This window comes from Streptomyces sp. NPDC034049 (genome assembly GCF_055575575.1).
The window spans coordinates 97,593-121,946 of record NZ_JBVISJ010000015.1 but is presented as its reverse complement, the minus strand read 5'-3'; the positions used below and the strand labels follow the sequence as shown (position 1 = coordinate 121,946).

Here is a 24,354-nt window from a genome sequence, read left to right as displayed (position 1 = left end):
CGTCTGCCCGGGTGGTGCGGCTGACGGGGCGGTGTCGGAGTGGCGGAACCGGACGGGGTTGCTGTCAGGCGGAGTTCGCGGAGGCGCCGGAGGGAGCGCCGTCGAAGCCGTCGGACTCCAGGTGTTCCCGCAACCATCCTTCCGTGCTGCTGACGTGCAGCAGTGCGGCCGCCTGGCTGAGGGGGGCGTCGCGGGCGGCGAGCGCCTCGTAGATCGCCTCGTGTTCCATGACTGTCCTGGCCGCGACCTGGGCGTCGACCTGGCCGCGCCAGATCCGGGCGCGCAGCGTGTGACCGGAGACGCCTTCGAGCAGCGCCAGCAGGGACTCGTTGCCGGTGGCCGCGACGACCGCGCGGTGGAAGGCCACGTCGTGCATGTTGAGGAGTTCGACGTCGTCGCGGGCCTCCCGCATCGCGTCGAGGTGGTGTCTGACCTCGGCCAGCTGCTCGTCGGTGATCCGGACCGCGGCCAGCCCGGTGGCGGCCGGTTCGAGCAGCCGCCGTACCTCCATCAGGTCCAACAGCGCGCCCACGTCGGCCTGGAGGAGTTCCACCGCACCGCCGAGGCCCTCCAGCAGGACGCTCGCCTGGAGGCTGGTGACGTACGTGCCGTCGCCCCGCTTGACCTCCAGCACACGCGCGACGGCCAGCGCCTTGACCGCCTCGCGCGCCAGGTTGCGGGAGAGCCCCAGCTGAGCCGCCAGATCGGGTTCCGGAGGCAGCTTCGAACCGGGCGGCAGTTCGCCGGTCCGGATCAGCTCACGAATCCGCTCGATGGCCTTGTCCGTGAGGGACACCGTGCCCCCTCTTCGTCCGTGTCTGTTTCCGGCATGTCCGGCCCGCCGAGACCCCGGGCGGACGGAACGGCCCGGAGACGACCGGGACCCGTCGGCTGTCCGGTGTGGCGTACCGCCTGGCCTGGTCCCCCGTCGCGCATGCCGAGCGTGACGTTGATGATACGGGGATGCGTGAGGGGGATCGACGAGGTCGCCCCGGCCCGGACCGCATGAGCGGGCCGGAGGAAGTGGTCGACTATCGCTCGACCCGCGCTCAACCCCCGCTCAGCCCGCGTTCATCAGGCGCCTCGTCTCCTGGTTCACCTTCGACCAGATCGAGCAGGCGCTGGAGGCGCCGTACGCCGGCGACGTCATCAAGCCGATCGTCCGTATGCCCGTCTGATCCCCGCACTCCCCGTGGCCCCGCCACGACCAGCCCCGTACCGAAAGAAGCCCTTCATGTCTCTCACCCGTGAACTCCACATCGGTGGCAAGGACGTCCCCGCCCTCTGCGGACGCACCGCCGAGGACATCAACCCCTACACCGGCGAGGTCTACGCGACCGTCGCCGCGGCGGGCCCCGAGGACGTGACCCGCGCCGGGGACGCCGCCGACGCGGCGTTCGCCGACTGGGCCGCGCTCGCGCCGTTAGCCCGTCGCACGATCCTCCTCAAGGCCGCCGACCTCCTGGACGGACGCGCCGAGCAGGTGGCCGAGATCATGACCCGTGAGGCGGGCGGCACCCGGCCGTGGGCGTACTGCAACGTGGCGCTCCCGTCGAACATCCTGCGGAAGGCCGCGGCCGCGATCGCCGCGCCGCGCGGCGCAGTCCTCAGCCGGGCATCGAGGCGTCCTCCAATACCCGCTGGGTGACCATCGCCGGCCAGCAGGCCCACTACCCCTTCTGACCGAGGGCCGCCGGCGTGTCGGCGGCCTCGGCGGCCTCGGCGGCCTCGGCGCGCCCCCGTACCCCGTTGCGGAAGTCGATCGGGCTACGGCCCGCGCGCTGTATGAAGAACTTGCTGAACTGGGAGGGTGTGACGAAGCCCAGGTGGTCGGAGATCTGGGCCGCGCTCTCGTCGCTGTGCGCCAGCAGACGCTTCGCCTCCAGCACGACCCGGCGGTCGATGAACTCCTTCGCGCTGAGCCCCGCGCCCGCCAGTGTCGCCCGCGCGAGGGTGCGCCCCGAGTAGCCCAGCATGTGGGCGTAGTCCTCCACCCGTCGGGTGGCGGTGAAGTGCCGTTCGAGGGCGTCACGGAAGCGCAGGTAGGTCTCGTCGGGCTCCGGAGCGGGGCCGCCGACCGGGACGGTGAGATGGGCCAGCCTCAGCAGGAGGACGGCGAGGAGGTGGCGCAGTGCCGCGATGTGCAGGTCGAGAGGGAGGCGCCCCAGTGACCGGAACTCGTGGCGCAGATGGTCGGCGGCCATGGTCACCGCCGCGGCGTCGGCGGCGACCGGAGTGGTGACGACCGGCGCGTGCGGATCGTCGACCCGGGCGGCCGTCGCCGTGACCGGGTCCAGCACGTCCTGCTGGAAGAGGATCAGGGTGCCCTCGGCGCCGGCCAGATCGCCCCACTGGTGCACCTGCCCCGGACGCACCCAGAGCCAGGAGCCCGGCCGTAGGGTGTGGTCGTCGAAGTCGACGACATGGCGGAGGACACCCGCGCCGAGCGTGAGGAGATGGTGGAAGTCGGGGCGCTGAGGCCGCCCGAGGGCGTGCTCGGGGACGCGCCGCCGTAACTCGGCCAGCGACATGACCTCGACACCGGCGGGCGTGCCCGCGGGCGCGGCGAACGGGATCTCCGGGATGTCATGCGGGGAGTCGTGTCGCTTTTTGGCCATCATCAGTCGGAAGTTTATCCGGCTTCCTCCCCCCGCTCTTCGTACGGTGGTCGTGCCGCTGCGGGAGCCGGCGCCTCGGCGGCTGAGCCATCGTCGTCACCGAAGAAAGAGACGCGCGCATGTCCGAAGCAACGTCCGCATCGGCCCCCACGATCGTCGTCACCGGCTCCACCGGCCGACTCGGCGGGCGCGTCGCCCGGCGTCTCGCCGAGCGAGGCATCCCACAGAAACTGCTGGCCCGCAGCCCGGAACGGGCCCCTCGGCTGACCGGGGCACGCGCCGTGCGCGGCGACTACGCCGACCGGGACGCCGTGCGGGAGGCCCTCGCGGGGACCCGCACCCTGTTCATGGTCTCCGCCTCCGAGAGCGCCGACCGGCTCGCCCAGCACAAGGCGTTCGTCGACGCCGCGGCGGAGGCGGGTGTACGGCACCTGGTGTACGTCTCCTTCTACGGTGCCGCACCCGACGCCACGTTCACCCTGGCGCGCGACCACTTCCACACCGAGCAGCACATCCGCGCGAGCGGGATGGCACACACCTTCCTCCGGGACAACCTCTACGCGGAGTTCGTCCCCGACCTCGTCGGCGAGGACGGTGCCATCCGCGGTCCGGCCGGCAGCGGGCGGGCCGCGTTCGTCGCCCAGGACGACATCGCCGAGGCGGCCGCAGCGGTGCTGTCCCGGCCGGACGACCATGCCGGCGTGACGTACGACCTGACCGGACCCGAGTCGCTGTCACTGGACGACGCGGCCGTCATCCTGTCCGAGCGGCTCGGGCGCGCCGTCACCTACCGCCGGGAGACGGTCGAGGAGGCCTACGCCTCCCGGGCCTCCTACGACGCCCCGGCCTGGCAGCTGGACGCCTGGGTGTCCACCTACACGGCCATCGCCTCCGGTGAACTCGACGGCGTGAGCGACGCCGTGCCACGCCTCACCGGCCGTCCCGCCACACCCCTCGCCGACGTCGTCCGCGTCGCTGCGAGCTGACGAACCAGCGAGAATCCCCATGTCGCTTTTTGAACATGCCTGGTCGCCATTTCGGCAGGATCGTCGAGCACTGGGACGTCATCGCCCCCGCTCCGACCGAACTGCCGCACGGCAACGGCCTGTTCTGAGAGGTGATCCACCCGCCGACGGTCCGGCGCCGCCTGTACGGGCGGGCGAATGCCGGGCCATCGTTGCTCGGCCCAGTCCTGCACGTGCCGCAGTGCGGTGGTGGCGCCCCGGGCCAGGTCGGGCAGGGCGTACTGCACCGTCGGGGGGCGCCCACCTGGCGGTGACCAGGTCGAAGAGCTGCCTGCTCGGGCAGGCGGGATCGCGGACGTTGCCTCGCGTGCTTTCCTGCACGTGCTCACCTCACCGTGACCGCCCCGCCGCGCCCACCGTGATGGTGCTCGGTGGCCCCACCGCGCTGATCCGCCTTGCCGGCTGGACGCTGAAGCCCGCACAGCTGCCCGATCTCGACGCCGCCCTGGTCAGCCACACCCAGCACCGGGACGACCTAGCGGCTGGCCGCTTCATCGAGGCCTGGGCCTGCTTCGACATGGCCGGCTGCCCCGTCCGCACGGTCGTGCCGCCGCCGTCACACGCGGGATCGGCGGCGGGGTCAGCGGGGTCAGCGGGGTCAGCGGGGTCAGCGGGGTCAGCGGCGTCAGCGGCGTCAGCGGCGTCAGCGGCGTCAGCGGCGTCAGCGGCGTCAGCGGCGTCAGCGGGGTCAGCGGGGTCAGCGGCAGAGTGCCATGACCGTGTCCTCGAAGTCGGGGAACTCCTGACCGGCCAGCTCGATCACGGCCGCCGCCGTCGTGCGTCGGTCCGGTGCGAACCGTTCGGCGACGGCCGCCAGTTCAGGATCGGGACGTGGGACCCGGTCAGGTTCGTACGTGGTGGCCGCCTCCCAGGGGCCGTACCCCTCGGCCAGCAGCCACAGGAAGTCGCCCAGGTCACGCGCGACGACGCCGGTCTCCCCCTCGGAGCCGAGGAAGACGACGGGTTGGTCGGTCAGGGGACGGCCGGGCCGGATCAGCCAGAACGCCGCGTATCCGCCCGTGCCGTCCTGGCCGAAGACGCGGAAGGCGTCGCCGTCGAGTGCGCCGTTCCCCGTCCACGCCCGGAACCAGTCGGTGGTCTCCTCGGCGGACAGGAACGTCTCGAACGGCTCGAAGTCGATCCCGTCGCCGCCGTCGTAGACGAACGGAACGGCCAGGGCGGCGGCGAGCGCGGCGGGGAACCGCCGCTCATCAACAGGTGTCACTCGCACAGATTAGCGACAGGGTGGAGTCGCGATCAGGCCCGGTCAGCGGTCCGTCGCGGGCAGGCGGGCCAGGCCGGTGTCGGTCATGACGCGGTCCACGGTCTCCGCCAGGGTGGTGTCGGCGCCGATGACGGTCTCGATCCCGCCGGGCAGCAGATCGCGGGGTCGGTACCACTCCCGCAGACGGGTCTCGTCGACGACGTCGGCGATCGGCTTGGTGGCGTGGCGGACGAGGGTCTCGTCGAAGGGAACGTCCAGGTAGTAGCTGTGGGTCGGGCCGCGGTGGTCGGCGCGGAGCCGGGCGAGCATGTCGCCGTAACGGTCGGCGTACAGGATGCCTTCGACGACGACATGGAAACCCGCGTCGAGGGCGTAGCGGGCCGTTAGGTCGATCAGGCCGATGTTCGCCGCACCGGGACGGTCGTGTTCGCGGAGCACCGTGCGGCGGAGGTTGTCCTGGCCGACCAGGGCGAGGCCCCGGCCGAACCGCTCCCGCAGGCCCGCCGCGACGGACGACTTCCCCGAGGCGCTGTTGCCGCGCAGTACGACCAGCCGGGTCTCTTCGGTGCCCACCCTCACGACGATCACGCTACCGACAGACGGCGATCGCGTGGGGGCGTTTCCCGGTGCCGAGGTCCCCCGACGGCTCACGCGTCCCGCCCGCCCCGTACGCCGGAACGGTGACTGGCACGCCCCGCCGGTGGTCCCGTCTCCTGACGTGGAACCCGCCGCTCCCGGACGGGTGCCCCCGACTGATCCGGCCGACCGATCCAGCCCCGACTGCGAGGTGGGCGAGAGGTCCTGCGGATTCTATTCGCAGCCGATAGTCGTACTCGGCCCTACGGCCGGCCTGGCGGTGCGTGATGAGCTGACCCTGAGAACCCATCTGCCCTCTGTCTGGGGCGAGCGACTGTCGAGAAGTCCAGGTTTTCGCTGTCCCCCTTTGACGCCCCGCGAGTGGTTCCGGAGGTCTCACCGGCTACGCGTCGGTGACGTCCCGGGGCGTCACCGGGTGGAGGGAGTCGACGTCCTCCATGAAACTCATCATCCGGGCATTGACGAGGTCGGGGTGGTCGATCTGCGGCCCGTGTCCGGTCGCGGCGACGATCTCGGCGCGGGCACCGGGAATCACCCGGGGAACGCGTTCGAGCTGACGCTTCGGGTGCACCAGCAAGCTGCGCTTACCCATGATCAGGTAGAACGGCTTCCGGATGGAGCCCAGCTCGGCGTCGGACAGCGGCAGTGGAGCGGGACGGCGTATCCGGAAGGCCTTCACGCCGGCCTGGATCCAGGCGCGCAGATCCGGATCGGATATGACCGGCTGCTCCAGCCACTTGGCCAGAGCCGGGCGCAGCCGCTTAGGAGCGAAGGTGGCGAAGAGGCTGGCGAAGATCCAGACGAAGAAGCGCAGCCCCACCCTCTCCAGCCCACCCGGGTCGAGAGCGGTGACCGAGACGAGCCGTTCCGGTCGGCGGTGGACCTGGTTGATGACGAGCCAGCCGCCGTAGGAGGAGCCGACGAGGTGGACCTTGTCGAGGCCGAGGGCGCCAAGGGCCTCGTCCATCCACTGGGCGGCCCGCTCGGGCTGCCACATCGGCTCGCGATGGATGCTGCGGCCCGGGTCGCCGGGGGTGTCAAGGGCGTAGACCGGGCGATCGGCGCTGAGCGCGGCCGTGTTGGGATACCACATCGCGGAGCAGCCGCCCGAGCCGTGGATCAGGACGACCGGCGTGCGGGACTCGGCCACCGGGTCCGCGGGGCCGTACCGGTAGACGTGCGTCGTTCCGAAGCTCGTCTCCACGTCGGTCTCTGAGCGGATGGGTGCGCCCTTCGCGTAGAGCACGTCGCAGGCGGCGAAGTAGCGGTCGCGCAGCTGGTCGTTGACGTAGCGGCCTATGTCGCGGCGCGTTCGGGGCGTGTTCTCGGGCATGGGGTACCTCCGTGAGATCCCGCTCTTTATGATACGACCGTACCACATTGATGGTACAGCGGTACCATGAAAGGAAGCCCTTGAGCCGGACTGGACGGCGAACAGGGATCCCACAACCCAACGACGGCCGGAGACACCACGGATGCCCAAGCGCGTGGACCACGACGAACGCCGCGCCCAGATCGCTGAAGCACTCATCCAGGTCGCAGGGCGGCAGGGCCTGCACGCCGTCGGCATGCGCGACGTCGCCGCCGAGGCGGGCGTCTCACTGCGCCTGGTGCAGTACTACTTCCAGACCAAGGAGAAGCTGCTTTTCCACGGTCTCCAACACCTGACCGACCGCTTCAACGCACGTGTCGGCGCCCGCCTCGCCGCTGCCGGCCGAGACCCGGGCCCCCGCGCGACCATCGAGGCTCTGCTGCTGGCCTCGCTGCCGACCGACGAGGAGAGCCGAATCTTCCACCTCCTCTACAGCTCCTACTCGATCCTGTCCGTGACCGACGAGGCCCTCGCCGCCCAGCCGTTCATCGACAAGCCTGACGCCGCCGAGAATGCCCTGACCCAACTGATCCAACAGGCACAGGAGACGGGCCGGGCCGATACCGGAGCCGACGCTCGCACGGAGGCGATCAGCCTGCTTGCCATGACGGCAACCATGGGCACCAGCATCCTCGTCGGACAGCGCACGCCGGAGTCTGCCACCGCGGCGCTCCAGTACCACCTCGACAGGATCTTCAATCGCGGCCAGACCTCGCCTACGCCCCGGTGACTTACTCCAGGAACAGCCGGGGCGCCCCGAGGTGTTCCTCCGTCGGGCACGGCCAGAACACCCCGTTCTCCGCGCTGATCCGTTCGCAGCTGATCCCCGCGTAGTCGGCCCGGCCGCCGGCCGACGCGGCCCGCAGTTCGTCGAAGACGAGGCGGGGGTCGGCCGGGAAGCCCTCGGTACGGCCCAGCCGGGCCGCGAGGGCGGAAAGGATCTCCAGATCGGTGCGGACCCGGGCAGGCGGCTCGACGGCCTTGCGGCGCAGGATCATCCTGCCCTCCGGGTTGGTCAGGGTGCCGGTCTCCTCCGCCACTGGGCCGACCGCAGCACGACATGGGCGAGTTCGGCCGTCTCGGACCGTACGACGTCCACCACCACCAGCAGGCCCAGCTCCCGCAGCCGCCGCTCCACGTGGTCGGCGTGCGGCGCGGACACGCCCGGGTTGGAGCCGATGACCAGCAGTGCCCGGGCCCCGTCGAGTGTGCCCGCGGTGTCGAGCACCTTCGTAGGCCGAGATGCCGGGCCTGGCAGTTCGGAACGGCCGCCCGGATCACGATGATCAGATCGGCCTGCCTGCGCGGCGGCCGGGGCGCAGTCGCCGCGCGAGGCGGTCCGGTCCCACCGAACGGACCGCTCCCGGACGCCGGACATCACACGGCACGCCTCCCGAACCCCCTGGCCCGCGTGCCGCCACCCGGCACGGCGACTCGCCGCACTCACCAGATGCGGTGGGCCTCCCAGAACGGGCCGAGATCCTCGTCCGTGGCCGCCTGTGCGGCCTTCTTGAAGGCGGTCGTGGTGGAGACGCCGTACCAGTGGTCCCGGACGTACCCCTTGAGGAACCGGGCCATGGTGTCGGCGCCGAGGGCGCGTTCGAGGTCGGCCAGGGCGCAGGAGCCCGCCATGTAGACGAGGTGGTACTCGTCGCGGTGCTCCGACCAGTAGGCCATCGAGTTGGTGAGCGCGGCACTGTCGCTCGGCCACTGGACGTCCGACCAGCAGTCGCGGGTCTCCCACCCGTAGAAGCGGGCGTTGGCGTACTGGGCGAAGCTCTCGTCCAGCCACGGTGCGGCGTACTCGTCGTTGCCGACGATGCCGTACCACCACTGGTGCGCCAGTTCGTGGACGACGGCGCCGCCCTCCTCGGTGGTGCCGACCAGGACCAGGCCCGGATACTCCATGCCGCCGCCGAACCCGCCGGTCATCACGAGGTCGATCTCGCCGTACGGGTAGCGGCCGAACTCCGCGCCGAAGCGGTCGATCGCGGCGACGGCGTCCGCGCGGTTGAGGCGCACCCCCTCGGCGGGTGTGCCGCTCGCCCAGTACGACTTCACGCGCACGCCGCCGGGCGTGGTCTCCGTCGCCGTACGGAACGGGCCCGCCGCCCACGCGAAGTCCCGCACCCGGTGCGCGACGCTCAGCGTGACCGTACGGCCGCTGCCGCCGGGGAGGGCGCGGGTGCGACCGGTCGCGGGCACCTTCAGGGCCGTCGGGTGGTCGAGACGGACCCGGAAGTCGCTCGCGAGCGCGTGGAAGCTCTCGCCGAGTGACACGTACGGGTCGAGATGCCAGCCCTGTGCGTCGTGCACGGCGAGCACCGGGAGGGCGTTGCCGAGGAAGCGGTGGGCGCCCTCGCGGCCGAAGCGGGCGTTGCGGTCGGGCACGGTGAGGGAGACATCGAAGGAGAGGGAGGTCCGCTGTCCGTACCCGAGCGGCGCGGTCAGGGCGACGCGCAGGGCCGTGCACCCCACGGTGAGCCGGTCCGGCGTGCCGCCGTCGACGTGCGACACGGTGACGGGCGGAGGCGTGCCGGGCGTGCCGCACCCGTCCTCGCCGTTGCCCCACAGGCGCAGGTACACCTCGTGCAGCGGCTGGCGCGAGGCGTTGCGGAACGACACCAGTTGCCGTCCCGTCCAGTGACCGCCGTCGCCGTCGGAGCGCAGGGACACGTCGTAGCGGGCGAGATCGGGCGTCGCGACATCCTTGGCCCCCGACCCGCCCGCCGCGCCGGCGTCCCACGCCGCGGGACCGATCACGAGGAGTTGAACCAGCAGGACGAGCAGCACTCTCATCGGACGACGACCGGACTCGGGCGACCATGTGATCGACGGCGACATGCCATCGCATCCTGCCACAACTCGGCCTGGACGGCGCCCACTTGATACGGAACCCCGGTGGCGTGCCGCAGGGCTGCTTGACTCTCCCACCGGGGGAGAGTCGAGAGTGGGGCCCATGCACAGGGACGACGTGGCGTCGGCCGCGTGGAGCATCGGGGCCGTGGCGCGTCAGGTCGGGCTGCCGGTGAAGGTGGTTCGGCACTGGTCGGACGTGGGGATCGTGACGCCGGTCGGCAGGACGTCCGGCGGTTACCGCCGCTATGACGCCGCCGGCGTGGCCAGGCTGCACCTGGCCCGCACACTGCGGGACCTGGGTATGGGGCTCGGGGACATCCGGGCCGCCCTGGACCGCGAGGACGGGCTCACGGAGGTGGCCGCCGCGCACGTCGAGGCGCTGGAGGCGCGGATCCGCCGTCTGCGGACCCACCAGGCCGTCCTGCGCACCGTCACCCGCCGTACCACCCACGAGGGGCTCGCTCTGATGACCCGCACCGCCCACCTGTCTCCCGACGAACGTCGCGAGCTGGTCCACGACTTCCTCACCGACACCCTGGGCGATCTGGAGGTGCCCCACTTCCGCGAGGGGCTTCTCGCGGCCGGCTCCGACCTGCCGGACGATCCCACCGACGAGCAGGTCGAGGCCTGGCTGGAGCTGGGCGAGCTGGTCGCCGACGGGGACCTGCGGCCCGCCGTGCGGCGCCTCGCGGAGTACGGCGCCCGCCAGGGGCCGGCTGCTCAGGACGCCTCCGCCGCACAGGAGATGCGCGCGCTCACCGACGTCTGGACCGCACGCGTCCGCGAGGCGATGCGGGCCGGTGTCGCGGCGGACTCCCCCGCCGCCGACCGGGCCGTCGCCGATGTCGTCGCCGCCTGGCTGCCCAGCCGCGCGAACACCGACCCCGCCGTGCGCGCGGACGGCACCGGGGCACGTGCGATGCTGCGTGAGCAGCTCACCGCCGCGGCCGAACCCGCCGTCGAGCGTTTCTGGCAGCTGCTGTGCGTCCTCGGCGGCCGGCCCGCGCCTGCCGGGATCGCGGCGGAAGGGCGGTGGATGGTCACCGCGTTGCGCGCCAACCCCGCGCCGGGTGCGCGCGCCGCCGCGCTCGAAGCGCTCTACGCGGACGGCACCGACCCCTGGCCGGGCGGTGTCCTGGACGCCTTCACTCGCGTCCAGGACACCGTGCGCGCCCTTGTGCGCGCGGCCACGCCGGACCGGTTCGGCCTGCCGACCCCCTGCGAGGAGTGGACCGTACGGGACCTGCTCGACCATCTGGTGTGGGAGAACATCATCTGGGGCGGCCTGGCCCAGGGCACGCCCCCCACCGTCGGCCACGCCGACGACCACCTCGGCGACGACCACGTGGCCGCCTTCGAGGCCGCCGCCGCCACGGCCCGTGCCGCCTTCGAGGCCGCCGCCGCCACGGCCCGTGCCGCCTTCCGGCAGCCGGGCCTGCTGGAGCGCTCCTTCGGTCCGGCTCCCGGCCGTCGCGTGGTCGAGCAGCTCCTCGTCGAACTGCTGGTGCACGGCTGGGACCTCGCGACCGCCCTCGGCCGCGACCGCGATCCGCACCCCGACATCGCGCGCGCCGCCCTGCCGGTGGTCCGGGAGATCTACGGCGAACTGCCCCGCACCGCCGGTGGATCGATCGCCCCGGAGCGGCCCGTACCCGAGGACGCCCCGGCGCTCGACCGGGTGGCCGCGTTCCTCGGCCGCCGCATCACCACGTAGCGGCACGCTCTCGGGGCGCTAGCGCGGGTCGGCGATGACCCGTTCGAGTCCTGCCCGGCCCGCGGGCCCCCAGGCCGGTTTGCCGCCGGGCAGGCCCCGGTCGCCGTTCTGGCCCATGAGCATCAGGAACAGGCACTTCATGGCGGCGAGCCCGCGGGCGCGGCGGACGGTGGCCTCGTCCGCGCGCGCGTACGCGTCGAAGAAGCGCGCCGCGGCGCCTGCGGGAAGGAGGACCCAGGCGGCGGCGAGATCCCATGCCGGATCGCCGGCGAACATGTCGCCGAAGTCGACCACGCCCGTCAGCGTCCCGTCCGAGACGACCACGTTCGCGGGGTGCAGGTCACCGTGGACCCACACCCGCGGGCCCTCCCACTCGGGGGCGGCCACGGCGTCGTCCCAGACGGCCCGGACGTCGGCGGCGAGGTCGCCGGGGTCGACGGCTCGGAAGAACCTCTCGAAACCGTCCGCGCACTCCTTGGGGTGACCGCCCCGGTCCGAACCGGGCGGCGCGTCGGCGGGCGCCTCCACGTGGAGTGCCCTGAGGAAGCCCGCCAGCGTGTCGGCCGCGTGATCACCGCGGCTGATCGAGCCGTGGTCCAACGGCTCGCCCGGCACCCAGGTCATCACGGTCCAGTGCTTGGGGAAGCGCGCGGACGGTTCACCGGCGCGCACCGGGGTCGGCACCGGGAGCGGCAGGCGCGGGGCCAGGACGGGCAGCCATCGGCGCTCCTTGAGCTGGTGCTCCGGGGTGGGGTCCATGCGCTGCATGCGTACGGCCAACTCGTCCCCGAGCCGCCACATCTGGTTGCCCCAGCCGCCGGCCACCTCGCGGACGGCCAGCCCCGCGAGGTCCGGATGCTGCTCCCGCACCAGCTCGCGGACGAGGTCCGCGGTGATCTCGATCTCGCCGTCGGTCATGCGCAGTCACAGTACGAGATCCATCAACTCTCCCAATTGACCGGTCAATTGATGGATTGTACGGTCTAAGAGTCGGGGGAACGGTACCGCCGGTCGGCGGACGCACAGAACGGACTGGTCGGTTGGGCGCGCCGCTGTACGTACGGATCAGACGAGAGATCGAGGCGAGGATCCGGGCCGGGGAACTGCCTCCCGGCTCCCGGTTGCCGACCGAGAAGGATCTCTCCGTCGAACACGGTGTCAGCCGTGCCACGGCGCAGCGTGTCCTCAACGACCTGGCGGAGGCGGGGCTGGCGATCCGTCGACGGCGTCACGGTACGTTCGTCGCGGACGTGACACGGCAGATCAATCTGCTCAACTTCGTCACCCCCGCGACAGCCGCCAGGGGCGTACCGGGCCGGCACGAGGTCGTCTCCGCGCGGATCGTCAGGGCCGTCGACGCGGTCCTGGCCCTCCCCGGCGCCGACGCCGACACGGCCGTGGTGGAGCTGGTCCGGCGCAAGGTGAACGTGCGCGAGGAGCCGCAGTCGATCGAGCGGCACGTCGTGCTGTTCGCGGCCGCCCCCGACCTGCTGGACCAGAACCTGGAGGACCTCGTCACCCTCCCGTACCTGCGGAGCAGGGGCGTGCCCGTCGACACGATCCGGCTCTACCTCGACCCGGTGGTCCTCGACGAGCACGACGCCGCCCTGCTGCACAGCGAGGCCGGGACCCCGGCGCTGATGAGGCGCAGAGAGTTGCGTGCCGAGGACGCCGGCACCGTCGAGGTCGTCACGACCCTCGTCCGGCCGGGGACCGCCGAGTTCTTCCTGGAGCTGCCGGTCCCGGCCGTGTGAGCACCAGTCGCCTCCGGAAAGGGGATGCGTGAACCATGAAGGTCATCATCATCGGTGCCGGTGTACTGGGCGTGAGCGTCGCGAGGCACCTCGCCGTCGCCGGCCAGGACGTGCTGCTCCTCGACCGGCGGGGAGCGGGCACCGGCACGAGCGCGACCACCTTCGCCTGGACCAACTCCAGCCGGAAGCCCGACCCGGCCTACCACCGGCTGAACCTCGCCGGCATGGACGAGCACGCCAGGCTCGCCGAGCGGTTGCCCGGTGCGCGGTCCTACTTCCCCAGCGGGGCACTGCAGTGGGCGGACGCGGCGAACGAGCGGCGGCTCGCCGACAACGTGGCACGACTGCGGTCCCTCGGCTACCCCGTGCACTGGGTCACGGCCTCCGAGGCCGCGCGGACGGCGGGCGAGCTGCGAGTCCCGGCGACCGTCACATCCATCGCGCACTTCCCGAGCGAGGGGTACGTTCTGCCGGAACTCTTCGTACGGAACCTGCTCACCGACGCCCGCCGGCACGGGGCCACGTACCGGATCGGTGAGGTCGAGGCCGTCGACGACGGGCCGGACGGAGTCGCCGTCACTCTCGTCGGGGGCCAGGTCCATACGGGGGATCGCGTCGTCCTGGCGGCCGGCCGCTGGAGTCAGCGGCTCGCCGCGCGGGCCGGGATCGACGTTCCCATGGTGACCGACACCGGTCGTGGAGCGCAGACCGTCGGCCTCCTCGGGTACGCCTCGTCCCCCGCCCTCGACCTGCGCTGCGTGATCCACAGCCCGGGCCTCAACCTCCGCCCCGACGCCGACGGGCGTACGGTCCTCCAGGCCCTCGACCTGAACGCCGACGTCGATCCGGCGGACCCTCCGGCCGTCGACGGGGACATCGCGCGCACGCTCTCCCGGCGGTTCTCCGCGCTGCTGCCCGGCCCCCGCCAGGAACCGGAGATCGAGCTGCGGGTCGGCCTCCGGTCGCTGCCCGCGGACGGCCACACCGTCGCCGGCTACGCCTCCGCGCGGTCCCGCGTCTACTGCCTCGTCACGCACAGCGGCGTCACCCTGGCACCGATCCTGGGGCGCCTGGTCGCGGCCGAGCTCACCACCGGTCAGGAACAGAGCCCTCTCTCGTCCTTCCGCCCCACCCGGTTCAGGAACCTGCCTCGCTCGGAGTTCGAGGTGGACCAACGGGCCGTGGGGCTGGGCGAGCAGTAGCCGACCGAGCCGGGCAGCCGATCCCCGTTCACCCCGCCTTCCCTCCGCGTACAACCCTTTGCGCCCGCGGAGGGTCGTACGGGCGTCGGATCTTCAGACGGGAGCATCGCGTTGCGCGCACGTACCTTGCCGGTGGCCACGGCCGCCGCCCTCGCCCTGGCCGTCACCGGGCTCGGCGCGCCCTCGGCCGGCGCGGCGCCCTCCGGCCTCGCGGACGACTTCAACGGCGACGGATACCGCGATCTCGCCATCGGCACCCCCAAGGCGAGCGGGGGTACGGTCACCGTCCTCCTCGGCTCCGCCTCCGGCGTCAGCCGGACCCGCTTCGTGAACGTCACCCAGAACACCCCCGGCGTGCCCGGCACCGCGGAGAGCGTGGACAAGTTCGGGGAGAACATCACCAGCGGCGACGTCGACCACGACGGCTACGCCGACCTGATCGTCGGCGCGCCCGGCGAGGAGGTCACCGGCAAGCCGCGCGGGTCGGTGACGATCGTCTGGGGCGGCGCCAAGCCGTTCACCTCCGGCGGGATCGCCCTCACCGCCCCGAGCGCCGAGGCGACCGGCTTCGGCGAGGGCGCGGCCTTCGCCGACCTCGACGGGGACGGCACCGCCCAGCTCGCCGTCGTCGGTGTCGACACCTTCTGGTGGTACGGCGACGGCGGGCCCACGCAGGACGGCGCGATCGCCCCCGAGGTCGACTTCCTGCCGGACGGCGTCCGCCTCGACGGCATCGTGGCCGGCCACTTCTCCTCCAAGGACGGCGGCAACGGCTTCGAGTACGTCCTGCACGGGAGCCGCACCGAGCCCGACGGCACCCCGGCCCCCGGCTACATCGGCGTGCTGCGCGGCGGGCCCGGCGACATCGGCTCCGGGCACACGGTCCTGAGCGACGACGGCACGACCGGCTCGGCGGCATGGTGGTCGTCGGCGGTCGCGACGGGCGACATCGACGGCGACGGCTACGAGGACCTGGTCGTCGCCGACTCCGCGGGCGGCAAGGGCGGTTCGTTCACGGTGCGGTACGGGTCGGCGTCCGGTCTGCCGCTCAAGGGCCGCACGTACCAGCAGGACAGTCCCGGGGTTCCCGGCACCGACGAGGCCTACGACGCGTTCGGTTCCGCGCTCGCCCTGGGCGACGTGACCGGCGACGGCCGCGCCGACCTCGCGATCGGCGCCCCCAACGAGGGCGTCGACGGCAAGCGCACCGTGGGCAACATCGTGCTGCTCAAGGGCAGTTCGGGCGGCCTGACCACCACCGGCGCCCAGTCCTTCCACCAGGCCACGGCGGGCGTGCCCGGTGCCGCGGAGGCCGGCGACCACTTCGGCTCCTCGCTGCGCCTGCGCGACATCAACGGCAACGGCAAGGCCGACCTCGCGATCGGCGCGTACGGCGAGGACGTCGTGCCGAACGGCTACGACGACGGCGCGGGATGGGTGCTGCGGGGCTCGGCCTCCGGCCTCACGACCACCTCGGCGACGTCCTTCAACGCGACGGACTTCGGATACCCGGTGGTGGCGGGCCGGAAGTTCGCGAGCGTCTTCGCCCGCTGAGGCCGCCCCCCGCACGCGGTGCCGGCGACCCGCCCCGGCCGCTCAGGCGGCGGGGCGGGCGTGCACGCTGACGGCGTAGCCGCAGCCGTCGTCGTAGGGGTCGCCGCTCCAGGTGGAGTAGCGCTGACGCAGCGTCAGTCCTGCCTGGTCGCACCAGTGGTCGAACTCCGTGAGGGTCACCGTCGGTTCCGGCAGCGGCAGGTGGGCCGCGTCCAGGCCCATGCCGGTGACCAGGAGCCCGCCGGGGCGCAGTACGGCGGCCAGTTGCCGGACGACCGCCGCCTCGGTGCCGGGGGCCAGCAGCGGAATGACGTTCCCGGCGGCGATCGTCAGGTCGTAACCCGGTTCGAGGCCGAGGGTGTCCAGACGGGCGAGGTCGCCGAGGAGCCACTCCTGCTCGGGGGCCTCCCGGCGGGCGACGGCGAGCATCGAGGGGTCGATGTCCACGCCGGTGCAGGAGTGCCCCAGTTCGGCGAGCCGGATGGCGATCCGGCCGGTGCCGCAGCCGGCGTCGAGTACGCGGGCGGCGGGCGGCGCCAGCAGCGCCGCGCAGAAGTGGGCCTCGCCGTGGACGTCCTGGCCCGATGCGGCGAGTCGCGCGAAACGCCGGGCGTACTCCTCCCCGGCCTGCCCGCCGGTCAGCTCGGCCCAGCGGTCCCGATCTCCGGTCATGCAGCACACCCTCCGGTCAGCCCCCACCCTGCGTACACGGCCCCGGCTCCGCTCACGAGCCGACTGGATCTTAACGGTGGAGACCCCGCCCCGGGCTCCTCGCCGTGTCGCGGAACGTCGGGTCCATGGGGGGCAGAACCTCAACCTCCCTAGACGGGTGCCGATCGCTACCGGGGTGCAATGGATCAACGACCCGAGCGGCGGGACACGCTGTGGGGTCACCGGAGCGAGTTTCGAGCGGAACTGGCCCAGGAGGGCGGGCTGTTCGGTGATGCGGAGGCCGGGGACGAGGTAGGCGCCCTCGACCGTGCGGGCCGGCGTCCGGCCGATGTGGTCGAAGTGGCCGCGGCTCTAGGTCCTGCGGGGGACGGCCAGCCGCAGCAGTTCGTACGGGGCGCTGGTGAGGGGGGTGCCGTCCTCGTCACTTCGTCGTCGGACTCGCCTTCAGCCGGGACGGCCGCACCCTCGTCTCCGGCAGCGACGACCGCACGGCACGCCTGTGGGACGTCACCGATCCGCGCCGGCGCCGTCGGCTCGGCCGGCTTTACGCCCGCACCGGCATGATCGGCTACGTGGAGTTCACGCCGGACGACCGTGAGGTGATCACCGCCGACCAGGACGGCACCGTACGCCTGTGGCGGGCGGCCGACCCCTCGCGTCCCTCCGAACGAGCCCTGCTGACGCGTAGGCGGATTGCCGTAGTTTCACGGACGCGCCCGGTGCGCGCGCCGAACAGAATGGACCCGCCATCGCCTCGACGAACCAGGGAGAGCACATGCGTGCGGGTGCCCGTGTCCTCACGATCACCGGCCTGTCCGCCGCGGCGGTGCTGCTCACCGGGTGCGGCTCGGCCTCGGAGGATCCCGCGGAGTGGTGGGGCGCCGGCGGCGAGACCCGGATACAGAACCTCGTCGACGACGTGTCCGACGTCAACCGGGCGAGGATGTCGCCGAGCGTGGTCCTGGGGGAGGCCTGCGAGAGCCTGCGCAAGCATGTCGCCGAGGCCGAGGAGTTCGAGTCCATCCCGGACGACGACATCCAGGAGACCTGGGCGGACGCCCTCGCGAGCTTCAAGCGCGGCATCCCGGACTGCGTCGCGGGGGTGGACGCGCAGGACGACGCCCTGGCCTCACAGGGCGTCATGGAGATCACGGGCGACGGTCTGCGGCACCTGAAGAGCACGGCGTCCATGCTCAGGTCGAGCGTGGACACCCGGTGACACAGGCGCTCGTCCCCTCGCGGGCGGAGCGCCGGGCGGTCGGCCCGGATCGCGCGGTCAGAGGAAGGCGGCGAGCCCGCTCAGGAAGCGGTCCACGTCGTCGGTGGTGTTGTAGGGGGCGAGGCCCGCGCGCAGGGCGGGGGCGTCGAGTCCGAGGGCGGTGAAGGGCTCGTAGGCGTAGAACGATCCGGCCGGTGCCACCACGCCGCGCGCGGCCAGATGCGCCTGGGCCTCGCGGGCGTCGCGTCCTTCGAGGGTCATCAGGAGGGTCGCCGTGCGGTCGGGGGCCTTCGAGTGCAGGGTGACGGCCTCCCCCAGTCCCTCCAGCCCCGCCAGCATCCGTGCGCGCAGCGTCAGTTCGTGCGCGTGCAGGGAGTCCAGGGAATGGGTGAGGCGCTCCCGGCGTGAGCTGCCCGTGCCCGGGTCCAGCGCGGCGAGGAAGTCGACGGCGGCGGTGGCGCCCGCCAGGATCTCGTACGGCAGGGTGCCGAACTCGAAGCGCTCCGGCACCGTGTCGGGGGACGGCAGGAGCTTGTCCGGCCGCAGGGTTTCGAGCAACTCGGGCGCCGCCGCGAGGACCGCGCAGTGCGGCCCGAGGAACTTGTACGGCGAGCAGACGAACAGGTCGGCCCCGAGGGCGGGGACGTCCACGAGGTGGTGCGCGGCGTAGTGGACACCGTCCACGTACAGCAGGGCGCCGACGTCGTGCGCGCGGTCTGCGATGTGCCGGACGGGCGGCTTGGTGCCCAGCACGTTCGAGGCCGCCGTGACCGCGACGAGCCGGGTCCGGGGCGTCAGGGCCCGCTCGTAGGAGTCGAGGTCGAGCTCCGTGGTCCTCGGGTCGATCCCGATCCAGCGCACCGTGACACCGGCCCGTTCGGCGGCCTGGATCCAGGGGCGGACGTTGGCGTCGTGGTCGAGGCGGCTGAGGACGATCTCGTCGCCCGGGTGCCAGCTCTTGGCCAGGTGGCGGGAGAAGTCGTACGTCAACTGCGTGGCGCTGCGCCCGTGGACGACGCCCTCGGCGCGCACGTGCAGGAGATCGGCGTAGGCGGAGCGGAACTCCGCGACGGCGCGCTCGGCGTTGGCCTCGGAGGGGCTGACGGTCCCCCGGTTCGACAGGGGGCCGGTCAGGGTCGCGGCGACGGCGTCGGCGACCGGGCGGGGTGTCTGGGTCCCGCCCGGACCGTCGAAGAAGGCGAGCCCGGTGTCGAGCGACGGGAAGTGGGCCCGCAGAGCGGTGAGGTCGATGGCCATGGGTCGGCCTTCTCTCGGTACGGGGTGCCCGGCTCTCTCCGTGCGGGGCACCTGGCGTCCTTCGGCGGGGGCTGGACCGCCCGGTGTCGCGGTGCCTCTACCCCGCGGCGCGCCGCCATGCGCGTCCGCCGTCGTCGGAGATCCACAGTCCCTCGTCCCGCACCAGGTCGTACGTCGCCGTCGTCGCGTCCACGATGCCGTAGAGGGTGGTGCCCTCGACGGTGAACGACGTGAACGTCGCCGGGGTCGTCAGTTCATGGAAGGCGCTGTTGGCGCGGTCGTCCGCGAGCCAGTAGCGGCCGCCCTCCTCGCCGACGAGCAGCCGCCCGTCGGCGAGCACCTCCAGGACGAACAGTCCCGGGCCGCGCTTCAGCTCCTTCCAGGGGATGCCGCCCGCGAGGACGGTACGCCAGCGCGCGCCGCCGTCCGACGTGACCAGCAGACCGCGCACGCCCTCGTCCAGGTCCAGGGCGACGGCCGCCGTGTCGCCCCGCGCGGCGAGGTCGGCGGCCCCGTACGCCTTCGGCACGGCCTCGGAGCCGAGGGTGCGGCCGTCACGCTGCCACACGACGCGATGCGGGTCCTCGGACAGCGACTGCTCCAGGCTCCAGACCGTGCCCCGCTCGTCCACGGCGAAGTCGACGGCCTCCTCCGGCAGTCCGGCCGGAGGTGCCGCGGTGCGTGTGGCGGGGCGGTAGACGAGGGCCGGCTCCCGCTCGGAGAGCAGGACGTCGCCGGAGCGGGGGCGCGACGGCGTGTCGGTGACGGTGACGGCGTGCCGCTCGCCCCGGACGTCGAGAAGGAACGCTCCCCTGTCCCCCGGCACCTGTACGAAGCCGCCGCTCACCCCCCGGAACGCGGGCGGCACGTCCTCGGCGTCGGCGTGTTCCGCGTGCTCGGCGACCGTACGGCCGTCGCGGCCGACGATGCGCCAGGCGGTCGCGGCCGGGCCCTCGTCGTCCTCGACGTTGGTGGCGTCGTACGTCAGCAGCAGCGAGCCGTCGTCCGCGCCCACCACGCCGGAAGGAGCCCCGGCCGCCTCGATCACGTCGGCGGGGCTCGGGTGGGGATCCTCGATGACGCGCTTGTACCGCGCCTCACGGTCGCCGGAGGCACTGTCGTCACCGCCCTCCGTATCGCAGCCGCTCAACATCACGGCCGCGCCGGCCAGGGCGACCAGCCCGACCGCCGCCCGCCACACGCGTCCCTTCCGCCACGCCGGGACGCCGGTCACCGGAGGCTGCCCGTCAGGGTGTCGTCCTGCCAGGCGGCCAGCCGGTCGGCGATCGGCGCGGTGCCGTCGAGAACGTGCCGGGAGAAGGCGTCGCGTTCGTGGGCGATGACGGCGGCCTCCCAGACGCAGGGGGCGAGACCCGCGCGTCCCGGGCGGAGCCGGTCGGGCCGCCCGGCCGGACCGGCGAAGACCGCCAGGTCGGACATGTGGTCCTCGATCCAGGTGTGGACCAGGACGTAGTCGCCGTCGCCGCCCGCGTGCACGATCAGGGCGGCCAGCCCGAGCGACCCGCGGACGCGGCCGAGTTCGAGGTGCGCCGCCGCGATCCGCAGGGCCGCGGCGGTGTCCTGTTCCGTGACCCCGCGACCCGGCGCCTCCAGTGCGTACACCTTGACCAGGTGACCGCCGGCCTGCCTCGTGCCCAGCGGCCGTACGGTGCGTCCGTGATGGCCCCGGGACAACGCGAGCAGCGCCGCCGGGTCCACCGCCGCGGGGAGTTCGTGATCGCTCATGTGCCCATCATGCGGTGCCGACGCCGCAACAGGAGCACGGGGACGGGGAGATGACGCTCTCCAGCCCGCTATTCCGGCTGGGTCACCGTCAGTGCCCAGCGGATCGTCTCCGACGCGGCGTCGACCCCGATGGTGAAGGAGCCCATCCGCACCACACCGGCGTCCATGGTCACGGAGCCGATCCCGGCGGTTCCCACCGGACAGTCGACGGAGAACGCGGCGACCTCCGTCTCCTGCGATCGCATCGTCACCCGCACGTCTCCGCCGCCCTCGCAGGCCACCGTGAGGACGGTGGGCAGCTTGTCCCAGGCGCCGCCCGACGCCACACCGCCGTCGCCGGTCTGCTCCTCCACCCACACCAGGCCCTCCGGGCCGGGGTGGGGCAGCAGAGGATCGCCGGCCGCGGCGGCGGGCCCCACTCCCGAACCCGCCAGCACACACGCCGTCAGCGCCGTCACGGCCAGGGCTGCTCTCGTCCGGTTCACGCGTACTCCCCCTGTTGACTGTCCTGAACGGCCACAGTCTGCCCGTGTGATCGTCACCGGACCTGAGTACGCGTACTCAGAAGGGATCAGGCCGGTCGAAACCCGTCACGCCGGGTGCCAGGTCGACGCCGCCATGCACGGGCCGGGACCGGCGATGTCCACGTCACAGTGTCACAGTGCTGTCCGGGGACGGTTCCCTCTCGGTGCGAGCGGGTGGTGAAACCGCTCCCATGAGGCACGATCACCGGACATTCACACTTTCGGGGGGTTCCTCATGGCTCACACAGCTCGTTCGCGCCGTATCACCGCCGTACTCGCCGCCTGTTCGCTCGGCATCGTGGGCCTGACCGCGTGCGAGGGGGGCTCCGACAAGGCTGCGGCGGCCCCGAGCACGTCGGCGAGCGCGCCCGGCAAGGGAGCGGGCAAGGGGTCGGGGTCGGGGTCGGGGTCGGACAAGGGATCGGACGCGACAGCCTCTCCGGAGGACGACGGTGGCACGGGCGGCGGCAGTGGCGGCTCCTCCGGCGGTGGCGGCAGCACCCCGCCGTCGAAGGCCGGATCGGGTGGGTCCGGATCGGACAAGTCCGGGACCGACAAGTCCGGGTCGGAGGGGGCCGGGGCCGACGACGACCAGGACGGTGGCGTGGGCATGTGCGAGACGAGCGACCTGACCTACAACGTCACCGTCGCGTCGAGCCCCGCCAACCACGCCCTGCTGACCGCGACCAACAACACCGGCGCCCCCTGCCTGCTGTCGGCGAACGACCTGGTGATCACGATTCCGGAACTGGACGGCGCCGCGGAGCACCGAGGACCCACCGTCGACGACTGGCTCCTGAACCCCGGCGAGAGAGCGTACGCGGGGATCCTGTTCGCTGGCGCCGGCACCGGGGGCGGCAAGACCGCCGACCAGGTCGAGATCGCGCTCACGGCCGCAGAGAGCCCGACGACGGTGACGATCGTCAACGGCCCCGTCACCGTCAACGACGGCACGGTCACCAGCTTCCTCGGAACGGCCGAGGACGCGCTGTCCTACTGACCCCGCTCGGGGTGCGGTCCCGGCGGCGCGGTCAGAGGTCCAGATAGAAGCGGATGGTGGTGCCGGCCTCGGTGGTGTGCACGCGCACCAGGTCGGCGACGTAGTGGACGAGCATCAGACCGCGCCCGCCCAGCTGGTCGCGCGCCGGGGGCCGGCGGCCGGCCAGGGGATCGGTCAGCCGGCCCCGGTCCTGGACCTCGCAGACGACCTGCGGCCCCTCGGCCCAGACGCGCAGGGTGCCCGATCCGCCGCCGTGCACCACGCTGTTGGTGGTCAGCTCCGCCACCGCCAGCGTCAGATCCTGCGACCGGGCCCCGGTCAGGCCCAGTTGTCGCGCTTCCTCCACCGCGAAGGAGCGGGCCGACGGGAGCGCGTCCGCGTCGAACGTGAGGGAAGCGGCACCGGGCGGGTGGCTGAGCGGCTGGTTGTAGCGGGCGACCACGCGCTCGGGATCGTAGATGTCGCTGGCCAGTTCGATCCCCGCGTCGATGACGACGGGATGGGTGGCGTAGGCGTCGTCGAGCGTCTCCGGGGCGAGGGCGTCGGCGTCGTACGGGCACAGAATCGTCACGTCCCGGCCCTGGAAGGCCGTGTTGATCAGGGCCTCGTGCTGGACGCACGCCGGGTACTCCACAGCCGAGCGGTCGGCCCAGATCGGTTCGCCGATGATCCTCACCCGGCCGCCCGGGTGGGCGTCGGCGAAGGCCCGCAACACGCCGGGGATGATCCGCCCGGGATTGCGGCCGACCCTGGTCATGTCGAGGAACTCGACCTCTGCGGCGCTCGCTCCGAGCGCGTCCCTGATCAGCTCCAGGTTGGGGCCGGGGACGGCGACCGCCACCGCCTCGCCGGCGGAGAGTCCCGCCTGGAGGAACGGCACGGTGCCCGTCGTGTACTGCTCGCTGCCCCGGTAGAACAGCGCGGGGTGTACGAAGGGTTCGTGTTCACTGCTCGTGGCCGTACTCATCGGCCCGCCACCTCGATCGTCGTAAGGCCGGGCCAGAACATGTCCAGGATCCGCTCCAGCTCCGGCGGGGGGCGGTCCACCACGATCCGGCCCGTCCCCAGTCGCTGCGCCGTGACCGCCAGCGCCGTGGCGCCGCCCACGTCGATGGACATCAGATCGGCCAGCTCCACGTAGGAGACGTCCGTGTGGGCGTTCGCCAGATCCTCCAGTGCGTGTTCCCAGCAGGAGCGGGTGATCACGTTGATCTCTCCAGCGGCTCGGATTCCCGGGCGGCCCGGCAGAGAACAGATCTCCAGCGCGGTGTCCCCGTGCGACCGTGCCGGCCTCGGCCCGCGCACGTCGTGGGAGGTGTCCATGTTCTCTCCCCCTGCCCTCATGTGCCGCTGTACGACGCGTCTTGGACCCCCGGCTCGCCGTCCGTACGGGACGGCGGGCAACGGACGCGTCATCGTATAACTCTCCGGCGCGGCACCGCTCAACCGGCGTCCGGCCGGTCGGCGCCCGGTCGGTGAGTGCCCGGTGGCTGTGAGCCCGGTGAGGGAGAGCCCGGTGAGGGAGAGCCCGTCGGACGGAAGCAGGCCGAGACCGTCTTGCCGTGCCGCTGGCACCTCATCTCCAAGGTGTCGGCAAGCATCTGTACGATCCCCACGCCGCGACCGGAGGTCTCCCCCGCCTGCGGGGTGCGTGGGCGCGGCAGGGTCGGATCCTCGTCGTGGACGTTCACGTGCAGGCATTCGCCGTCCCAGGTGAGGATCAGCCGCGCGTCGCTGTGCGCGTGGATGTGCGCGTTGGTGAGCAGTTCGGAGACGGCCAAAACGACCGCGTCCACCGTCTCGGGCTCGTCCGCTGTCCATGGAAGGGACTCCAACTGGCTGCGTGTCCACCGCCGCCCGGCGTGCACGCCTCCCGACACGGGAAACGAATGCGCCCATCCCTTCGCCTTGATGCCCGTCGCTCCGGTACCCGTCCTCTTGCTCGTCACCGACTTCCCCGCTCTTCCGTCCGACGCCGTCTCCTACACACCGTGTGCCCGCCAACCGTTCCCGCAG

The 24,354-nt window shown here is 72.5% G+C and carries 24 protein-coding genes and 2 pseudogenes; 10 read left to right on the top strand and 16 right to left on the bottom strand.

The window, feature by feature from the left end; translation table 11 throughout:
• Positions 1 to 64: 64 nt before the first annotated feature.
• A complete protein-coding gene (locus tag ACZ52C_RS33640; protein ID WP_469078330.1) occupies positions 65 to 796 on the bottom strand; it encodes a FadR/GntR family transcriptional regulator in 732 nt (243 codons plus the stop codon).
• A 438-nt stretch (positions 797 to 1,234) separates the two neighbouring features.
• Here ACZ52C_RS33640 and ACZ52C_RS33635 point away from each other — a divergent pair, with 438 nt between their 5' ends.
• A complete protein-coding gene (locus ACZ52C_RS33635; protein WP_469078329.1) occupies positions 1,235 to 1,648 on the top strand; it encodes an aldehyde dehydrogenase family protein in 414 nt (137 codons plus the stop codon).
• Positions 1,649 to 1,670: 22 nt separating this feature from the next.
• Here the strand turns inward: ACZ52C_RS33635 and ACZ52C_RS33630 are convergent, their stop codons facing one another.
• Positions 1,671 to 2,621 (bottom strand): helix-turn-helix domain-containing protein, encoded by a 951-nt coding sequence (locus ACZ52C_RS33630; RefSeq protein WP_469078328.1) that lies wholly within the window; start codon positions 2,619 to 2,621, stop codon positions 1,671 to 1,673.
• 116 nt (positions 2,622 to 2,737) lie between these two features.
• Here ACZ52C_RS33630 and ACZ52C_RS33625 point away from each other — a divergent pair, with 116 nt between their 5' ends.
• A complete protein-coding gene (locus tag ACZ52C_RS33625; protein WP_469078327.1) occupies positions 2,738 to 3,604 on the top strand; it encodes an SDR family oxidoreductase in 867 nt (288 codons plus the stop codon).
• 736 nt (positions 3,605 to 4,340) lie between these two features.
• On the opposite strand, the gene ACZ52C_RS33620 is transcribed toward ACZ52C_RS33625, so the two are convergent.
• The 3 genes from ACZ52C_RS33620 to ACZ52C_RS33610 all read right to left on the bottom strand — a co-directional run bounded on the left by ACZ52C_RS33620 (position 4,341) and on the right by ACZ52C_RS33610 (position 6,798).
• A complete protein-coding gene (locus ACZ52C_RS33620; RefSeq protein WP_469078326.1) occupies positions 4,341 to 4,868 on the bottom strand; it encodes an SMI1/KNR4 family protein in 528 nt (175 codons plus the stop codon).
• 42 nt (positions 4,869 to 4,910) lie between these two features.
• The gene (locus tag ACZ52C_RS33615; protein ID WP_086805040.1) at positions 4,911 to 5,456 is read right to left on the bottom strand and encodes a P-loop NTPase family protein; all 546 of its coding nucleotides are present in this window, start codon (positions 5,454 to 5,456) and stop codon (positions 4,911 to 4,913) included.
• Between the two features lie 391 nt (positions 5,457 to 5,847).
• Positions 5,848 to 6,798, bottom strand: a complete 951-nt coding sequence (locus ACZ52C_RS33610; RefSeq protein WP_469078325.1) for an alpha/beta fold hydrolase — start codon at positions 6,796 to 6,798, stop codon at positions 5,848 to 5,850.
• A gap of 142 nt (positions 6,799 to 6,940) precedes the next feature.
• Between ACZ52C_RS33610 and ACZ52C_RS33605 the strand changes: the two genes are divergently transcribed.
• Positions 6,941 to 7,567 carry a TetR/AcrR family transcriptional regulator gene (locus ACZ52C_RS33605; protein ID WP_469078324.1) on the top strand — a complete coding sequence of 209 codons (627 nt, stop codon included), beginning with the start codon at positions 6,941 to 6,943 and terminating at the stop codon, positions 7,565 to 7,567.
• 4 nt (positions 7,568 to 7,571) lie between these two features.
• Here the strand turns inward: ACZ52C_RS33605 and ACZ52C_RS33600 are convergent.
• Positions 7,572 to 8,095, bottom strand: a pseudogene (locus tag ACZ52C_RS33600) (molybdopterin oxidoreductase family protein); the annotation flags it as partial.
• A gap of 185 nt (positions 8,096 to 8,280) precedes the next feature.
• Positions 8,281 to 9,636 (bottom strand): M1 family metallopeptidase, encoded by a 1,356-nt coding sequence (locus tag ACZ52C_RS33595; RefSeq protein ID WP_469078323.1) that lies wholly within the window; start codon positions 9,634 to 9,636, stop codon positions 8,281 to 8,283.
• 160 nt (positions 9,637 to 9,796) lie between these two features.
• On the opposite strand from ACZ52C_RS33595, the gene ACZ52C_RS33590 reads away from it, so the two are divergent.
• Positions 9,797 to 11,410 (top strand): TIGR03086 family metal-binding protein, encoded by a 1,614-nt coding sequence (locus ACZ52C_RS33590; RefSeq protein ID WP_469078322.1) that lies wholly within the window; start codon positions 9,797 to 9,799, stop codon positions 11,408 to 11,410.
• An 18-nt stretch (positions 11,411 to 11,428) separates the two neighbouring features.
• On the opposite strand, the gene ACZ52C_RS33585 is transcribed toward ACZ52C_RS33590, so the two are convergent.
• Positions 11,429 to 12,328: an aminoglycoside phosphotransferase family protein gene (locus ACZ52C_RS33585; protein WP_469078321.1), complete on the bottom strand. Its 900-nt coding sequence runs from the start codon at positions 12,326 to 12,328 to the stop codon at positions 11,429 to 11,431.
• Between the two features lie 122 nt (positions 12,329 to 12,450).
• Between ACZ52C_RS33585 and ACZ52C_RS33580 the strand changes: the two genes are divergently transcribed.
• The 3 genes from ACZ52C_RS33580 to ACZ52C_RS33570 all read left to right on the top strand — a co-directional run bounded on the left by ACZ52C_RS33580 (position 12,451) and on the right by ACZ52C_RS33570 (position 15,920).
• Positions 12,451 to 13,164 (top strand): GntR family transcriptional regulator, encoded by a 714-nt coding sequence (locus ACZ52C_RS33580; protein ID WP_469078320.1) that lies wholly within the window; start codon positions 12,451 to 12,453, stop codon positions 13,162 to 13,164.
• A gap of 35 nt (positions 13,165 to 13,199) precedes the next feature.
• Positions 13,200 to 14,366, top strand: a complete 1,167-nt coding sequence (locus tag ACZ52C_RS33575) for an NAD(P)/FAD-dependent oxidoreductase (RefSeq protein ID WP_469078319.1) — start codon at positions 13,200 to 13,202, stop codon at positions 14,364 to 14,366.
• A gap of 111 nt (positions 14,367 to 14,477) precedes the next feature.
• Positions 14,478 to 15,920, top strand: coding sequence for an FG-GAP and VCBS repeat-containing protein (locus ACZ52C_RS33570; RefSeq protein WP_469078318.1), 1,443 nt, complete (start codon positions 14,478 to 14,480; stop codon positions 15,918 to 15,920).
• 42 nt (positions 15,921 to 15,962) lie between these two features.
• On the opposite strand, the gene ACZ52C_RS33565 is transcribed toward ACZ52C_RS33570, so the two are convergent.
• Positions 15,963 to 16,592: a class I SAM-dependent methyltransferase gene (locus ACZ52C_RS33565; protein WP_469078317.1), complete on the bottom strand. Its 630-nt coding sequence runs from the start codon at positions 16,590 to 16,592 to the stop codon at positions 15,963 to 15,965.
• A gap of 461 nt (positions 16,593 to 17,053) precedes the next feature.
• Between ACZ52C_RS33565 and ACZ52C_RS33560 the strand changes: the two are divergent.
• Positions 17,054 to 17,221, top strand: a pseudogene (locus ACZ52C_RS33560) (hypothetical protein); the annotation flags it as partial.
• Positions 17,222 to 17,367: 146 nt separating this feature from the next.
• Positions 17,368 to 17,811 (top strand): hypothetical protein, encoded by a 444-nt coding sequence (locus ACZ52C_RS33555; RefSeq protein ID WP_469078316.1) that lies wholly within the window; start codon positions 17,368 to 17,370, stop codon positions 17,809 to 17,811.
• A gap of 57 nt (positions 17,812 to 17,868) precedes the next feature.
• On the opposite strand, the gene ACZ52C_RS33550 is transcribed toward ACZ52C_RS33555, so the two are convergent.
• The 4 genes from ACZ52C_RS33550 to ACZ52C_RS33535 form a co-directional block, all read right to left on the bottom strand.
• Positions 17,869 to 19,068, bottom strand: coding sequence for a cysteine desulfurase-like protein (locus ACZ52C_RS33550; protein ID WP_469078315.1), 1,200 nt, complete (start codon positions 19,066 to 19,068; stop codon positions 17,869 to 17,871).
• A gap of 97 nt (positions 19,069 to 19,165) precedes the next feature.
• Positions 19,166 to 20,302: a hypothetical protein gene (locus ACZ52C_RS33545; RefSeq protein WP_469078314.1), complete on the bottom strand. Its 1,137-nt coding sequence runs from the start codon at positions 20,300 to 20,302 to the stop codon at positions 19,166 to 19,168.
• Entirely contained in the window at positions 20,299 to 20,814 is a 516-nt protein-coding gene (locus tag ACZ52C_RS33540; protein ID WP_469078313.1) for a hypothetical protein, read from the bottom strand. Before ACZ52C_RS33540 ends, ACZ52C_RS33545 begins: the two co-directional genes overlap by 4 nt.
• A gap of 68 nt (positions 20,815 to 20,882) precedes the next feature.
• Positions 20,883 to 21,299 (bottom strand): hypothetical protein, encoded by a 417-nt coding sequence (locus ACZ52C_RS33535; protein WP_469078312.1) that lies wholly within the window; start codon positions 21,297 to 21,299, stop codon positions 20,883 to 20,885.
• A 274-nt stretch (positions 21,300 to 21,573) separates the two neighbouring features.
• On the opposite strand from ACZ52C_RS33535, the gene ACZ52C_RS33530 reads away from it, so the two are divergent.
• Complete coding sequence (locus tag ACZ52C_RS33530) at positions 21,574 to 22,338, top strand: DUF4232 domain-containing protein (protein WP_469078311.1); 765 nt, start codon at positions 21,574 to 21,576, stop codon at positions 22,336 to 22,338.
• 31 nt (positions 22,339 to 22,369) lie between these two features.
• Here the strand turns inward: ACZ52C_RS33530 and ACZ52C_RS33525 are convergent, their stop codons facing one another.
• The 3 genes from ACZ52C_RS33525 to ACZ52C_RS33515 form a co-directional block, all read right to left on the bottom strand.
• Positions 22,370 to 23,305, bottom strand: coding sequence for an anti-sigma factor RsbA family regulatory protein (locus tag ACZ52C_RS33525; RefSeq protein WP_469078310.1), 936 nt, complete (start codon positions 23,303 to 23,305; stop codon positions 22,370 to 22,372).
• Positions 23,302 to 23,661 carry an STAS domain-containing protein gene (locus ACZ52C_RS33520; RefSeq protein ID WP_469078309.1) on the bottom strand — a complete coding sequence of 120 codons (360 nt, stop codon included), beginning with the start codon at positions 23,659 to 23,661 and terminating at the stop codon, positions 23,302 to 23,304. The genes ACZ52C_RS33525 and ACZ52C_RS33520 overlap by 4 nt, the downstream gene beginning before the upstream one ends.
• 119 nt (positions 23,662 to 23,780) lie before the next feature.
• Entirely contained in the window at positions 23,781 to 24,251 is a 471-nt protein-coding gene (locus tag ACZ52C_RS33515) for an ATP-binding protein (RefSeq protein WP_469078421.1), read from the bottom strand.
• Positions 24,252 to 24,354: the final 103 nt, after the last annotated feature.

Excerpts from the sequence above, each read along its gene's own strand:
- ACZ52C_RS33625 (WP_469078327.1), top strand. The coding sequence starts at position 2,738 with ATGTCCGAAGCAACGTCCGCATCGGCCCCCACGATCGTCGTCACCGGC.
- ACZ52C_RS33555 (WP_469078316.1), top strand. The coding sequence starts at position 17,368 with ATGCGTGCGGGTGCCCGTGTCCTCACGATCACCGGCCTGTCCGCCGCG.
- ACZ52C_RS33525 (WP_469078310.1), bottom strand. The coding sequence starts at position 23,305 with ATGAGTACGGCCACGAGCAGTGAACACGAACCCTTCGTACACCCCGCG.
- ACZ52C_RS33530 (WP_469078311.1), top strand. The coding sequence starts at position 21,574 with ATGGCTCACACAGCTCGTTCGCGCCGTATCACCGCCGTACTCGCCGCC.
- ACZ52C_RS33520 (WP_469078309.1), bottom strand. The coding sequence starts at position 23,661 with ATGGACACCTCCCACGACGTGCGCGGGCCGAGGCCGGCACGGTCGCAC.
- ACZ52C_RS33540 (WP_469078313.1), bottom strand. The coding sequence starts at position 20,814 with ATGAGCGATCACGAACTCCCCGCGGCGGTGGACCCGGCGGCGCTGCTC.
- ACZ52C_RS33610 (WP_469078325.1), bottom strand. The coding sequence starts at position 6,798 with ATGCCCGAGAACACGCCCCGAACGCGCCGCGACATAGGCCGCTACGTC.
- ACZ52C_RS33575 (WP_469078319.1), top strand. The coding sequence starts at position 13,200 with ATGAAGGTCATCATCATCGGTGCCGGTGTACTGGGCGTGAGCGTCGCG.
- ACZ52C_RS33590 (WP_469078322.1), top strand. The coding sequence starts at position 9,797 with ATGCACAGGGACGACGTGGCGTCGGCCGCGTGGAGCATCGGGGCCGTG.
- ACZ52C_RS33585 (WP_469078321.1), bottom strand. The coding sequence starts at position 12,328 with ATGACCGACGGCGAGATCGAGATCACCGCGGACCTCGTCCGCGAGCTG.
- ACZ52C_RS33635 (WP_469078329.1), top strand. The coding sequence starts at position 1,235 with ATGTCTCTCACCCGTGAACTCCACATCGGTGGCAAGGACGTCCCCGCC.
- ACZ52C_RS33595 (WP_469078323.1), bottom strand. The coding sequence starts at position 9,636 with ATGAGAGTGCTGCTCGTCCTGCTGGTTCAACTCCTCGTGATCGGTCCC.
- ACZ52C_RS33565 (WP_469078317.1), bottom strand. The coding sequence starts at position 16,592 with ATGACCGGAGATCGGGACCGCTGGGCCGAGCTGACCGGCGGGCAGGCC.
- ACZ52C_RS33550 (WP_469078315.1), bottom strand. The coding sequence starts at position 19,068 with ATGGCCATCGACCTCACCGCTCTGCGGGCCCACTTCCCGTCGCTCGAC.
- ACZ52C_RS33605 (WP_469078324.1), top strand. The coding sequence starts at position 6,941 with ATGCCCAAGCGCGTGGACCACGACGAACGCCGCGCCCAGATCGCTGAA.
- ACZ52C_RS33630 (WP_469078328.1), bottom strand. The coding sequence starts at position 2,621 with ATGATGGCCAAAAAGCGACACGACTCCCCGCATGACATCCCGGAGATC.